The sequence below is a fragment of the Brevibacterium sp. CCUG 69071 genome (assembly GCF_021023135.1).
Lineage (GTDB): Bacteria > Actinomycetota > Actinomycetes > Actinomycetales > Brevibacteriaceae > Brevibacterium.
In genome coordinates, this window is record NZ_PGFV01000002.1 from 705968 (window position 1) to 719821 (window position 13854).

At 67.4% G+C, this 13854-nt stretch carries 11 protein-coding genes and 2 tRNA genes; 7 read left to right on the plus strand and 6 right to left on the minus strand.

What is annotated here, in order from left to right; genetic code table 11:
- Window positions 1-55: 55 nt before the first annotated feature.
- The 5 genes from CV023_RS08410 (at window position 56) to CV023_RS08430 (ending at window position 4224) form a co-directional block, all read left to right on the plus strand.
- Window positions 56-862 (plus strand): fumarylacetoacetate hydrolase family protein, encoded by an 807-nt coding sequence (locus CV023_RS08410; RefSeq protein WP_230745016.1) that lies wholly within the window; start codon window positions 56-58, stop codon window positions 860-862.
- Between the two features lie 129 nt (window positions 863-991).
- The gene (gene gltX / locus CV023_RS08415) at window positions 992-2458 is read left to right on the plus strand and encodes a glutamate--tRNA ligase (protein WP_284934614.1); all 1467 of its coding nucleotides are present in this window, start codon (window positions 992-994) and stop codon (window positions 2456-2458) included.
- On the plus strand, window positions 2455-3840 hold the full coding sequence (locus CV023_RS08420) for an alpha/beta fold hydrolase (RefSeq protein ID WP_230745017.1): 1386 nt from the start codon (window positions 2455-2457) through the stop codon (window positions 3838-3840). Before gltX ends, CV023_RS08420 begins: the two co-directional genes overlap by 4 nt.
- Before the next feature lie 202 nt (window positions 3841-4042).
- Window positions 4043-4114: transfer RNA gene (locus CV023_RS08425), tRNA-Gln, on the plus strand.
- Window positions 4115-4151: 37 nt separating this feature from the next.
- Window positions 4152-4224: transfer RNA gene (locus tag CV023_RS08430), tRNA-Glu, on the plus strand.
- Window positions 4225-4463: 239 nt separating this feature from the next.
- On the opposite strand, the gene CV023_RS08435 is transcribed toward CV023_RS08430, so the two are convergent.
- Both CV023_RS08435 and CV023_RS08440 read right to left on the minus strand, forming a co-directional pair.
- Complete coding sequence (locus CV023_RS08435) at window positions 4464-5216, minus strand: DUF4282 domain-containing protein (protein WP_230745018.1); 753 nt, start codon at window positions 5214-5216, stop codon at window positions 4464-4466.
- A gap of 115 nt (window positions 5217-5331) precedes the next feature.
- Entirely contained in the window at window positions 5332-6366 is a 1035-nt protein-coding gene (locus CV023_RS08440) for an aldose 1-epimerase family protein (protein WP_230745019.1), read from the minus strand.
- Between the two features lie 118 nt (window positions 6367-6484).
- On the opposite strand from CV023_RS08440, the gene galT reads away from it, so the two are divergent.
- Together galT and galK are read left to right on the plus strand one after the other, a co-directional pair.
- Window positions 6485-7744, plus strand: a complete 1260-nt coding sequence (gene galT, locus CV023_RS08445) for a galactose-1-phosphate uridylyltransferase (RefSeq protein ID WP_230745020.1) — start codon at window positions 6485-6487, stop codon at window positions 7742-7744.
- Entirely contained in the window at window positions 7741-8988 is a 1248-nt protein-coding gene (galK, locus tag CV023_RS08450) for a galactokinase (protein WP_230745021.1), read from the plus strand. Before galT ends, galK begins: the two co-directional genes overlap by 4 nt.
- Here galK and CV023_RS08455 read toward each other — a convergent pair.
- From CV023_RS08455 to CV023_RS08470, 4 genes are all read right to left on the minus strand, one after another.
- Complete coding sequence (locus CV023_RS08455; protein WP_230745022.1) at window positions 8976-10097, minus strand: ABC transporter permease; 1122 nt, start codon at window positions 10095-10097, stop codon at window positions 8976-8978. The two genes, galK and CV023_RS08455, sit on opposite strands and share 13 nt — an antisense overlap.
- On the minus strand, window positions 10094-11062 hold the full coding sequence (locus CV023_RS08460) for an ABC transporter permease (RefSeq protein WP_230745023.1): 969 nt from the start codon (window positions 11060-11062) through the stop codon (window positions 10094-10096). Before CV023_RS08460 ends, CV023_RS08455 begins: the two co-directional genes overlap by 4 nt.
- Window positions 11059-12576, minus strand: a complete 1518-nt coding sequence (locus CV023_RS18995; protein ID WP_230745024.1) for a sugar ABC transporter ATP-binding protein — start codon at window positions 12574-12576, stop codon at window positions 11059-11061. Before CV023_RS18995 ends, CV023_RS08460 begins: the two co-directional genes overlap by 4 nt.
- Before the next feature lie 63 nt (window positions 12577-12639).
- Window positions 12640-13731 carry an ABC transporter substrate-binding protein gene (locus CV023_RS08470; RefSeq protein ID WP_230745025.1) on the minus strand — a complete coding sequence of 364 codons (1092 nt, stop codon included), beginning with the start codon at window positions 13729-13731 and terminating at the stop codon, window positions 12640-12642.
- Window positions 13732-13854 lie beyond the last annotated feature (123 nt).

The window sequence follows — 13854 nt, forward strand, 5'->3', positions numbered from 1 at the left end:
CGAGGCGGAAATCCCCGCGCGCGGACACCGGGGAGCACTGACTAGACTGGGGCACATGCGTATTGCCAGATTTGTGCACCAGGACGAACCCAAATACGGCGTCGTCGAAGGCGAAGTCCCTGCGATCGAGAACGGAGACTGGGACACAACGGGTCTCGAAATCGCCGTCCTCGACTCAGACCCCTTCTTCACTCCGGCTCAATCAACGGGTGAGAGGCTGAAGTTCGATGACGTCCGCCTGGTCTCACCGATCCTCCCGCGGTCGAAGATCATCGGCGTCGGACGCAACTTCGCCGACCACGCGGCCGAACTCGGCAACGAGGTGCCGGTGTCCCCGCTCTCATTCTTCAAACCGAACACCTCGGTGATCGGCCCCGGCGATCCCATCCGACTGCCCGCGATCAGCGAATACGTCTCCTACGAGGCCGAACTCGCCGTCATCATCGGCCGCGTCGCCAAGGGAGTGAAGGCCGAGAACGCCTTCGACCATGTCCTCGGCTACACCGCGAGCAACGATGTGACCCTGCGCGACATTCAGCGCTCGGACAAGCAGTGGACCCGGGCCAAGGGCTTCGACACCTCGAGCCCGCTGGGTCCGTGGATCGAGACCTCGCTCGAGGTCGACGACCTCGGGATCCGCTCCTGGGTCGACGGCGAACTCAAGCAGGACGGCACCACTGCGGACTTCATCTTCGACATTCCCACGCTCATCGAGCACCTGTCCGAGACGATCACACTGCTGCCCGGCGACGTCATCCTCACCGGCACCCCGGCAGGGGTCGGCCAGATCGTGGCCGGCAACCGCGTCGACATCGCCATCGAAGGCCTCGGCGTGCTCTCCAATCCCGTCATGGACGCCTGAGGAGACCCCCGCAGAACCGCCGGTCCCGGGCCGACCCCGGCATCGGCACCACAGCCACCGTCTTCCATCACCGCCACCGACTCACACCACTGCCACCGACTCGCACCACCCGAACACAGAAGGACAATCGTGAGCGTCAAAGTTCGTTTCTGCCCATCACCGACAGGCACCCCGCACGTCGGCATGGTCCGCACCGCCCTGTTCAACTGGGCCTATGCCAAGCACACCGGCGGCAAGTTCGTCTTCCGCATCGAGGACACCGACGCCGCCCGCGACTCCGAGGAGAGCTTCGGGCAGGTCCTCGAGGCGATGAAGTGGCTCGGCCTCGACTGGGATGAAGGCATCGACGTCGGCGGCCCCGACGGCCCCTACCGCCAGTCCCAGCGCGGTGAGATCTACGCCGACGTCATCGAGAAGCTCAAGGCCGGCGGTCACATCTACGAGTCCTACTCGACCAACGAGGAGGTCGAAGCCCGGCACAAGGCCGCCGGACGCGACCCCAAGCTCGGCTACGACGGCTACGACCGCGACCTCACCGAGGAACAGATCGCCGGCTTCCGAGCCGAAGGCCGCGAACCGGTGTGGCGCGTGCGCATGCCCGCCGAGGACATCACCTTCACCGACCTCGTCCGCGGGGAGATCACCTTCCGCGCGGGTACGATCCCCGACTTCGTCGTCGTCCGGGCCAACGGGCAGCCCCTGTACACCCTGGTCAACCCCGTCGACGATGCGCTGATGGGCATCACGCACGTGCTGCGCGGCGAGGATCTGCTGTCGTCGACTCCACGTCAGATCGCGCTCTATGAGGCGCTCAAGGCCATCGGAATCGCCGCGGCGACCCCCGAGTTCGGACACCTGCCCTACGTCATGGGCGAGGGCAACAAGAAGCTGTCCAAGCGCGACCCGGAGTCGAACCTGTTCCTCCATCGCGACAACGGCTTCATCCCCGAGGGCATGATCAACTACCTCGGCCTGCTCGGCTGGTCCATCGCACCGGACCGGGACGTGTTCAGCGTCAAGGAGTTCGTCGAGGCCTTCGACATCCACGACGTCCTGCCCAACCCGGCCCGCTTCGACGTGAAGAAGGCCACAGCCATCAACGCCGACCACATCCGCCTCCTCGACGCCGACGACTTCCGTGACCGCCTGGTGCCCTATCTCCAGGCCGCCGAGGTGCTGCCCGAGTCTCCGACGGACGCGCAGCTGGCGATCCTCGACCAGGCTGCGCCGCTCGTGCAGACGAGGATGAACCTCCTCGCCGAGGCCCCGAACCTGCTCGCGTTCCTCTTCACTCCCGACGCGGAGCTGACGATGGCCGAGGACGGGCTGAAGACGCTCAAGGACTCCGCACCCGAGGTGCTGGCCGCGTCCCTCGAGGTGCTCGACGGGCTCGAGGACTGGACGACCGACACCCTGCACTCGACGCTGCAGGCCAAGCTCGTCGACGAGATGGAGATCAAACCGCGCCTGGCCTTCGGGCCGCTGCGGGTGGCCGTCTCCGGACGCAAGGTCTCCCCGCCGCTGTTCGAGTCGATGGAGATCCTGGGCAAGGACTCGTCTCTGACGCGCCTGCGGGCACTGGCCGCGCAGCTGTGACCGGACCCGACCCGACACGGAGTGGGAAGCAGGGGACGAATCTGACCCAGGAGACCTGGACCCGTGGGGGACTGCACCTGCGGGACGTAAGCGTCGACGTTCCCTTCGACCACTTCGGCAGGGGCGGGGCGCGGTCTGCGGCCGCCTCTCTGGCGGCGCCGGTCTCGGCGAAACCGGTCGGTGCCTCCTCGACCGTCGGGCCGGGGACCATCGAGGTCTTCGCCCGGATCGTCGCCGCTGAGGCCGAGAGCACCAAGCCCTACCTCGTCTACCTCCAGGGCGGTCCCGGGGTCGAGGCGCCTCGGCCGACCACTCCTGTCGGCAAGGGCTCGTGGTTGGCGCGGGCACTCGAGGACTTCCAGGTCGTCATGTTCGACCAGCGGGGGACCGGGAAGTCGAGTCCGATCGGTTGCCTCGAGGGTCGAATCACCGGTCTCGACTGGGCGGGCGAAGAGCCTGCCGACATCGCCGAGGCGCTCGGACGCTACCGTGCCGATTCGATCGTCGAAGACGCCGAGGTCCTGCGCGCGGCTCTCGAGATCGATTCCTGGTCCCTGCTCGGACAGTCGTTCGGCGGCTTCACCGCACTGCGCTACGTCTCAGCCCATTCGGAGTCGCTGGACGAGGTGTACTTCACCGGGGGACTGCCCGCGATCGGCGTCGACCCGGCAGAGATCTACGCGCGGACCTGGGCGGGCATGCAGCGGAAGTCCGAGCAGTTCTATCGGGACTTCCCGGGTGACCGGGAGAAGCTGTCCCGCCTCGTCGATCTCGCCGAGACCGAGGGCGGACTCGCCCTGCCGAGCGGGGCACGCGCGAGCCGGGAACGGCTGCGTCTCCTCGGCCATTTCCTCGGCGCCTCCGACGGGCCCGAGAAGCTGCACTATCTGCTCGACCTCGACCCCGCCTCGGCGGCCTTCCGTCATGACCTGGCTGCGGCACTGCCGTTCTCCGGGCGGAACCCGCTCTATGCCGTGGTCCACGAATCCTGTTGGGCCGACGGCACGGTGACGAACTGGGCAGCCAGGCGTGCCATGCCCGCCGAGGTGCGTGCCGATCCGACCCTGCTGGCCGGCGAGCACGCGGGGCCGGAATCCCTGCAGGAGGATCCGGAGCTCACGCCCTTCGCCGAGGTGGCCGAGCTCGTCGCCGGACGGCAGTGGCCGAGGCTCTACGACGTCTCTGCGCTGCAGGCCTCTCCGGTCCGTGGTGCGGCCGCGGTGTACTTCGAGGACGCGTATGTGCCGGTGGAACATTCGCTGGCCACCGCCGAGCACCTCGGCGGGGTCAAGCCCTGGGTGACGAACGAATACGAGCACAACGGCCTGCGCGCCGACGGCTACCGGGTGCTCGACCGCCTGATCTCCCTGGCACGGGACTGAGGCGGGGCGCGGAGCCCGTGCCGCGAGGAGAAGTGCGGTGGGGGCTGCGCGCGGAACTGGCAGGAGCTCGGGGAAGGGGCCCGCGATGTTAAGAACGTCACAGGAAAATGAGCCTCGCAGATTTGTCCCCGGGCGGTCGGCTTGTGTAGAGTTATATCTCGTTGCTCAGGGAAATCCCTCCGGGGAAAGCCTTGAAAAACATTGGGGTATGGTGTAATTGGCAGCACGAGTGTTTCTGGTACATTTAGTCTAGGTTCAAGTCCTGGTACCCCAGCGGACAGCATCGGGAATGAAATCCTGATGAGTCTTACGCCCCCGTCGTCTAGTGGCCTAGGACGCCGCCCTCTCAAGGCGGTAACGGCAGTTCGAATCTGCTCGGGGGTACGGCAGAGCCCGGCATCGAATCAATCGGTGCGGGGCTCGCTCTAATTCACAGAGAAGTTGTCACGGCGAGCGTCCTGCCGCCTGAACCCCTACGGGATCGCACCCCGTCCATGCAGAGCCCAGAGCTCCCGACTACCCGAACGAATCGGTCACAGAACCGAGGAGAACGGCGTTCCGGCCTCGGTTCTGTGACCAGCTGCTGGCGAGTATGGCCACGCGCGCAGGCAAACGTCGTGCTCTCAGCGACCGACCGAGTCGGCGATCTTCCTCGTGTTCTCCGCGGTCTTGATGTTCGCGACGATGAGCTCGAGGCAGAGTCGCACGAAGATCACCCACAGCGCAGGAATGATCCAGCCGAAGATGATCGCAAGGATGATCGGCAGGATGCTGAAGCTCGGGCCGCTGGAATAGTAGCTCGCGACGCTCGAAGCCGCGGTGCTCGTGACGATCGCGCCGATGATGGTTCCCAGGTAGGACAGTGCGGCGACGACGATCGCGATGATGTAGATGAATCCGGACCACTTCACGGAGATGAAGTTGTCGAAGCGGATGTCGAAGAGTGACTTGAAGAAGCCCTTCTCTCCGGAGCCGGAGCGCTGTGGGTAGCCACCGGTCTGCGGATAGGCCACGCCCTGCTGTTGGTAGGCGCTCTGCTGCTGGTACGCGTCGGCCTGCTGCTGGTATGCGCCCTGCTGATACGGGTCAGCCCGCTGCGGGTACGCCCCACCGGTCTGCTGGTACGCGTGGTCCGGCTGGGAGTAGCCGGCGTTCTGCTGGTAGGTGCCGCCCTGCTGGTTCTGCGAGCCGGAGTATCCCGGCTGGGCCTGGCCGTCATGGCCGGCCTGGGCTTCGCGACCGCTTTGGCCATCATGACTGCTCTGTGCATCATGAGCGGTCTGGCCATCGTGACCGCCCTGAGGGTTGGCGACCGTCTGACCGTCGTTCGGGTTCTGGTTGTTCTCTGCGTCGTTCGGGTGCTGCGGTGTCGACATCCTCTTCCCTCTCACGAGTTGACTGGCTGTCTTCGCAACATATCAGGGTGGGCTGTCATTGGCGTGGGAGAGCGTCTCGGTACCGTCACACTCGGCGCCGTCGCACGTGAAGACGTCACACCAGGGCGATGCTCCACTCCACGGCGAACTCGGCGCCCGGAGCGATGACTTCGTAGCCTTCGCCGGCACCGAAGGCGTTCGGCGCGCAGGTCATCGGCTCGATCGCGATCGCCCGCCGCGCATGGTCGGGGTCCAAGCCGTCGCCGGTGCACGCCTGCCAGGCACGGAAGCTCTCATCCATGCCGATGACGATCTCACGGTCGTCCGCTCCCCGCAGCCGCGCGTAGCACCAGCCGCCTAGGGCCCCAGCTTCGTCGCTTGCCCCCGGGCGATCCTCGTCCCTAGTCGGCTCGCGTTCGGCTTCGGCCCGCGATCGCTCATCGCCGCCGAGCCTGGCCCGATCGCCTGCGCTGCGACTCGGCGAGCCGAAGGCGTCATCGAGGACCGTGCCGTCGAGCGCGCGCAGGGCCCGGAAGTCCTTGCAGACGATGCAGGCCGAATCGTCGCGCACATGATCGGCGGGGATGAGCGAACCGTCGTCGAAGGGGCGGACCTCCGTGGGGATGAGCCGCTCATCGGTCGCGTACCACGTCCCCGCGGGGACGAGCAGCGCGGCATCGTCGACGCGGTCGCCTCCCGGGTGGAACCACGGATGGAAGCCGAAGCCGAAAGGAACGGGGCCCGTTCCCAGATTCCGTGCCGCGGCACGGATGGCGAGCCCGCCGGCGGTGAGCTCGTACCGCACCGACAGAGCCAAGGTATGCGGGTATCCTTCTGACTCCGCAAGCACCGTGTCCAACCTCGCCGAGGTGGCCGTGCGTTCGGCGATCTCCCATTCGATCCCGGCGACGAGGCCGTGGAGGGCGGTGCCGCGCTCCGGTTCCGTGATCGGCAGCCGTCGGTCCTCTCCGGCGAAGCGATAGCGGCCATCGGCGATGCGGTTGGGCCAGGGCGCGAGAACGGCCCCGTCGAAGGCGCCCATGGGCACGACCACGGGGCGACCGGCAGCCGTATAGCCGCGCAGGCTCGCACCGATGGGGGAGATGACCGCAGTGTCCTCGTCGAGGGCGAGTTCGATGCTGGCGGTCATGCGGCTCCGGGAAGGTCGGTGGGTAAAGGATTCGGTGTGTGAATTCTACGCTCAATCCGCAGGGAACGTCCGCAAGGTGTTAGCATTATGATCGAAAATGATCACTTTTGGGAGGGTGATGATCGTGCATCGTCGGACGCGGCTCGCCGACGGCCGGGAGGCCGTCTTCTTTCAGGACTCCGAGGAGTCGCGAGCACCGATCGATATCGATCAGCGCCCCGTGGAGCCACGGCCGGACAGCGGCCATCTCCGCTTCGACCTGCTCACCGGCGAATGGGTGGCCGTGGCCACGCACCGGCAGTCGCGGACGCATCTGCCCGCCGCCGCCGAATGCCCACTGTGCCCCTCACAGCCGGGACGCCCCACCGAGGTGCCCGCGGCCGACTACGATGTCGTCGTGTTCGAGAATCGCTTCCCATCACTGGGCCCAGGGCTCGGCGAGGTGATCCCCGATCCCGGGCAGGTCCTCGCCGAGGCGGCCCCCGCCCTCGGCGCGGAACCGGGCTTCAGCCAGGCGGCAGAGACCTTCGCACCCGCCCGCACCGTCGAGGCAGGACTCTCGGCACCGGGGTCCGGTCGCTGTGAGGTCGTCGTCTTCAGCTCCGACCACAGCGGGTCCTTTGCCGGACTCGAGACCACCCGCGTGCGCACCGTCATCGAAGCCTGGGCGCATCGGACCGCGGAGCTCTCGGCCCTGCCCGGCATTGCGGAGGTCTTCGTCTTCGAGAACAGGGGAGAGGAGATCGGCGTGACGATGAACCATCCCCACGGCCAGATCTACGCCTATCCCTACACGACCCCGCACACCGCGCGCGCCAGTGCTCGGGCGGACCGGTATCAGCAGGAGACCGGTCGGGCCCTGATGGGTGACATCCTCGCCTTCGAACGCGGCAGCGGAGAGCGGATCGTGATCGAATCTGAGCACTTCTCGGCCTTCGTGCCCTTCGCCGCCCGCTGGCCGATCGAAGTCCATCTCGTCCCTCATCGTCAGGTGCTCAATCTCGCCGACCTCGATGCCGCCGAGCGCGATGACCTCGCCCGCATCTATCCGGAGATCCTCCGGCGCATCGACGCCCTGTACACGACCCCCACGCCGTATATCGCTGCTTGGCACCAGGCGCCGGTCAACAGCGAGAATCCGGACGCACAGTGGCTGCGTCTCGAGATCACCAGCCCCAGGCGGGCGGAGAACAAGCTGAAGTTCCTCGCCGGATCCGAATCGGCCATGGGTGCCTTCGTCAGCGATGTCTCCGCCGAGGAGACGGCCCGGCGCCTGCGCTCGGCGGGAGCCGCCGACTGGAACGCGGAGCCGGGAGAGGATCCGGCCAAAGCTTCGGCAGCCGGAACGGTGCCCGACCGTACGGGAGCCGGCCGATGAGCGGCGCGGGAGGCGTCTCCGCGGCAGGATTGAGCGCCGATTTCGCGGCGCTCTTCGGATACGCCCCGCTCGGCTGCTTCCGGGCTCCGGGACGCGTCAACCTCATCGGCGAGCACACGGACTACAACAACGGGTTCGTCCTCCCGATCGCCATTGACAGGGCCGTGCACGTCGCCATCGGCAGGCGAGGTCCTGCCGGGGGCAGCGAAGCTGTCTCCAGCAGCGCCACCGCGGCCACAGGCACTGCAGCACAGCCGCAGCAGGACTCGAGCATCCGGATCGTCTCGAATCACCGCGACGAGAACGGCCGTCGCCTCGAGGGTCAGTTCACGGCCGAGGAGCTCGTTCCCGGCCGGATGCAGGGCTGGCTCAGCCACGCGGCCGGGGTGGTCTTCGAAATCGCGCGCACAACTGGCACCAACGTCAGCGGAATCGACCTCTTCATCGACTCCACCGTCCCCGTCGGCGCAGGACTCTCCTCCTCCCACGCCCTCGAGGTCGCCGTGCTCATCGCCCTCGACGAGGTCTTCGAACTCGGACTCGGCGAGAAGGAGAAGGCGCTGCTGACCCAGCGCGCGGAGAACGACTTCGTCGGGGCACCGACGGGCATCGTCGACCAGGCGGCCTCGATCATGTCCCACGCCGGCCACGCCCTGTTCCTCGACTGCCAGGACCTGAGCCACAGTCAGATCCCCTTCGACCTCACCGCGCACGGCCTGCGCCTCATGGTCATCGACACCCGGGTCTCCCACTCCCACAGCGAGAGCGGCTACGGCGACCGACGGCGCAGCTGCGAAGCCGCGGCCCACGCCCTCGGCGTAACCAGCCTGCGCGAGTCGATCCCGACCGACAACCAGGCTCTCCTCACGCCCGAACAGCTCAAGCGCGTCAGGCACGTGATCACCGAGAACGCCCGCGTCCATGCGACCGTCGCAGCCCTCGAGGCCGGAGACCTCGACGGCATCGGCGAGCTCCTGCTGGCCTCGCACGAATCACTTGCCCACGACTACGAAGTCTCCTGCCCCGAGCTCGACCTCGCGGTCGCGACCGCCATGGATGCAGGTGCACTCGGCGCGCGGATGACCGGTGGAGGATTCGGCGGGTCGGCGATCGCAATGGTCGCAGAGGACCGGATCGACATCGTGAGCGCGGCGGTGACACGCGCCTTCGCCGCAGCCGGCCACCGCGAGCCGCACATCTTCATCGTCACCGCCGCAGCCGGCGCGGGACGCTACGAGGACTGAGCCCCGGCCCCGCCGACCTCGTCAACCTCGCCGGCCCCATCACCTTTAGCAGCCCTATCAGCCCCATCGGCCTCGGCAGACTCACCGCCCCGCCGACGTTCGCGCTCCCTGGCCTGAACCCGTGAGAGCAGCACCTGGGCGACAGCGACGACGAGGAGCACGGCACCGTTGACCACGGCCTGCCAATTCGAGTTCGTCAGCCCGAGCCTGTTGATGAGGTTCGCCACCACCTGCAGCAGCACCACGCCGACGAGCGAACCGACGACCGTGCCGGCACCACCGGTGAGCAGGGTGCCTCCCAACACCACCGAGGCGATGGCCGTGAGCTCGAGGCCCACGCCCAGGGTCGTCACCCCTGACGCCGTGTAGGACGCGGTCAGCGCCCCGGCCAGCCCCGCCATCGTCCCGGACACGGAGTAGACGATGAGGGTCGAGCGCAGCACCGGCAGACCCATCAGCCTCGCCGCATCGGGCTGCCCGCCGATCGCCAGCAGCGTCGACCCGTAGGAGGTGCGGTGGAGGACCACGACGCCGACGGCGAAGAGGATGAGAACGATCCACACGGGCACACCCAACCCCAGGAACGAGCCCCGGGAGAGCTGGAGGAAGGCCGCCTCGGCGGGGACTTTGTAGGTCTCGGACCCCTCCTGGGTCAGGGCGAGCAGCAGCCCCCTGGCGAAGAGGAGCCCGGCGAGGGTGACGATGAACGCCGGGATCGAGGTGCCGGCGATGATCGCCCCCTGGATCAGGCCGATGAGCGTGCACACGATGAGCGGGACGAGCAGCGCCGCGAGGAACCCGTACTGCGAGGCCCAGGCCGCGAGCACCCCGCCGAGGGCGAAGACCGACCCGACGGACAGGTCGATCCCGCCGGTGAAGATCACGAAGGTCAGCCCGAGCGCCAGCGGAGCGAGGAACGCGGCCTGCAGTGCGATCTGGCTCAGATTGCCCGCCGAGGCGAACGACGGGTAGGCGATCGACGAAACCGCGATGAGGGCGAGCAGGATGACCAGCGCCCCATTGCGCTGAGTCAGCCTGGCCAGCTGCTCGACGCGGGAACGGGAGGTGCCGGCGATGGCGACGACCTCGACCTCGGTGCGATCGGTCATGACTTCCTCCTGCCCACCTGGAGCGCGACCGCGACGACGATGACCACGGCCTGAACCATCTGTGAGATCGAATCGGCGACGTTGTGGGACACGAGCGTGGACACGATGAGCTGCATGAGCAGGGCACCGCCGACGGTGCCGAGCACGCGCACCCGCCCACCTGAGAGCGAGGTGCCGCCGATGACCACGGCCGCGATCGCGGAGAGCTCCATGAGCAGGCCCAGCGTCCGCGGGTCGCTGGCCTGGGAGCGGGCGGCCACGAGCACTCCGGCATAGGCGGCGAGCACACCGGAGAGCACATAGACGGTGACAAGCACTGACCTGATGCGGATGCCGGCGAGCTCCGCCGCGCGCCGGTTCCCGCCGATCGCCTCGACCATCACCCCGAAGGTGGTCCGGCGCATGAGGAAAGCGACGACGATGACGAGGAGGACCGCGCTGAGCACCGAATAGGGCACACCGAGCACGGATCCGGTGCCGAGGCTGACGAGACCCGGATCCGAGAGGTTCTTGATCTCCCCGCCGATGACATTGGCCAGCCCGCGCCCGCCGATGAGCACGGCCAGGGTCGCGACGATGGGTTGGAGGCCGAAGGAGGACACGAGCACACCGATCATCAGCCCGCTCAAGGCCCCGGCGACGATGCCGACGAGGATCGCCGGCAGCGTGCCGTACCCGATGTAGAGCGGCATGATCGCCGCCGACAGGGCCATCACGCTGCCCACGGAGAGATCGATGCCTTTGGTGCCGATGACCATGGCCATGCCCAGGGCGACGATGAGCACGGGGGCGGTCTGGATGAGCTGAAGACGCAGGTTCGCGACAGTGAGGAAGTGCGGGGTGATGACGATGTTGACGAGGACGAGCAGGGCCAGGGCGACGTAGACGCCGTAGTCGGCGATCCACTTCCTCAGCGAGGTCGATCGTTTCACCGGCGCCGAGGCGGTTGCGGCGGTGGCCTTCATGCGCGGTCTCCAGCGTCGTCGGGGCAGGGGGCGCCCTCCGCGGAAGGGGCGTCCGAAGCAGCGCCGCCGTCGACGAGGGCGGCCAGCAGCCGGGAGTTCTCGACCTCGTAGCCGGTCAGGGTCTCGCTGATCTCCCCGTCGCGGAGGACGACGATCCGTGCCGAACCGGCGACGAGCTCCTCGGTCTCCGAGGAGATGAGGACGACGGCCAGGCCCTTCTCCGCGAGCTCGTCGATGAGCGCCTGGACCTCCTGCTTCGCCCCGACGTCGATGCCGCGGGTGGGTTCGTCGAGGAGGAACACCGAGGGTTCGGTGGCCAGCCAGCGGGCGATGAGCACCTTCTGCTGATTGCCCCCGGAGAGTTCGGAGACCAGTTGGGTGGGGGAGGAGAGCTTGATGCCCAGCCGGTCGATGTAGCGATCGACGAGGGCGTCGACTCTGCGGCGGGAGAGCACGCCGCCCCGGGAGACGCGGGAGAGGACGGCGAGGACGATGTTGTCGCGCACGGAGAGTTCGGGCACGATGCCTTCGGACTTGCGGTCCTCGGACAGCAGCGCCACACCGGCACCCAGGGCCGCGGGCACCGACTGCCGCCGGATCCGCGAGCCCCTGACCGTGATCTGCCCGGCCGAGGTGTCCAAGGCTCCGTAGACGGCCTTGACGGTTTCGCTGCGCCCCGAGCCGAGCAGCCCGGCGAGGCCGAGGATCTCCCCGGCATGGACGGTGATCCCGACATCGTGGAGACGTCCGGGAGCGCGCAGGCCCGTGGCCTCGAGCACCACCTCGGCGGTCGTGGACTCAGTCTCCGGCGCCTCGCTGAAGGAGGTGGCACCGTGTTCGGCGATGTCGCGACCGAGCATCGCCGAGATCAGCGAACGCCGGTCGAGCTCGGCCATGGATCCGGTGCGGACGACGGCACCGTCGCGGAGGATGGTGACCTCATCGCAGAGCTCCCACAGTTCGTCGAGGCGGTGGGAGACGAAGACGATGCCCGCACCCTGATCGCGCAGCCGGCGGGCGACGCCGAAGAGGACGTCGACCTCGCGACGTTCGAGCGAAGAGGTGGGTTCGTCCATGATCACCACCGTCGCCTCGGTGGTCACGGCCCTGGCCAGGGCGATCATCTGCTGGACGCCGATGCCGAGGGCACCGAGCTCCGTGGCCACGTCGACATCGATGCCGAGTTCGGCGACCACCTCGGCGGCCCGGGAATTCAGGGTCCCCAGGTCGATGAGACCGAACCGCGTCCGGGGCTCGCGACCGAGGAAGATGTTGCGGGCCACCGAGAGCAGGGGGACGAGATTGACCTCCTGGTAGACCGTGGAGATTCCGGCGTCCTGGGCCTGGGAGGGGTGGTCGAACGAGACGCGCTCGCCGGCGAGTTCGATGGTTCCCGACTCGGCTTGGTAGACCCCGGTCAGGGCCTTGATCAGCGTCGACTTCCCGGCACCGTTCTCACCGACGATCGTGTGGATGGTTCCGGGCCGGAGCACGAAGTCGACGTCGCGGAGCACTGGCCGCCCGAGAACGATTTGTGCAGTCCTCGGGCGGCCAGTGCCGGGGCGGTGGCAGTCACCTCAGAACGCCTGACCGACCTGCTCTTCGGCATTGTCGGGGGTGTACTCGCCGTCCTTGATGATGATGTCCTCGGGGATCTCCTCACCGCCGTAGAACTTGCTCAGGGTGTCGAAGACGAGCGGGCCGAAGCGCGGATTGGATTCGATGACGGCATTGTAGTTGCCGGCCACGATGGCCTCGACGGCGTTCTTGGTGCCGTCGATGGACACGATCTTGACGTCGCTGCCCGGTTCCTTCCCGGCCTCTTGGATCGCGGCCATGGCGCCGAGGCCCTCCTCGTCGTTGAAGGCGTAGACGGCGTCGATGTCGGGGTTCGACTGGAGCAGCTGAGCGGTGACCTCCTGGCCTTCGGAGCGAGAGGCGTTGGCGGTCTGCTCGGCGACGATCTCGATATCGGGGTAGTCGGCCTTGACCTTGTCCTTGGACCCCTTCTGCCGACCGTCGGTGACGTTGTTGCCCGAGGGGCCCAGCAGCACTGCGACCTTCGCCTTCGAGTCCGTGGCATTCGCCAGGGCGTCCGCGGCGCGTTCGCCCTGTTTGACGAAGTCCGAGCCGATGAAGGTGAGGTAGTCGTCGCAGGAGTCGTTCGTGACCTTCCTGTCGATGGTCACGACGGGGACCTTCTTCTCCTTGGCCGCGCTCAGGGCCGAGTCGAGGCCGTCGGAGTTGACCGGGGCGATGACGAGGATGTCGATGTCCTGACTGAGCAGATTCTCGATGTCGCTGATCTGCTTGGGCAGTTCGTTGTTGGCGTTGGTGACGACGAGATCGGCTCCGGCATCGGCTGCGGCGTCCTTGAGCGACTGGGTCTCCGCGGCGCGGAAGCTCGCAGAGTCCGGTTCGGATTGGGAGAAGCCGACCTTCGCTCCGTCGATCTCGACCTTCTCGGCCCCGTAGTCCTCCATCGTGCAGGTCGGTCCCGAGGAGCCCGCACTGTCGGCGGCCTGCGCTGCCTCACCGCCGCTGCCGGAGGACTCCTTGCTCGTGCCTTCGTTGGTGCAGCCAGAGAGCAGCAGTGCTCCCGCGGCTGCGGCCGCGCAGACGCGGACGGCGGTGGTCTGGAGGAACGTACGCGAAACTGTGGATGTCATGATCCCTCTTCTGTCCGACACGGCCCCATCGCCGTGATGGATCAAAAGTTATCAGAATCACAACAAAACAATCAAGAAGCGACACCCGGATGGTGTCGAATCGAGATGATTCACGCCCCGCCC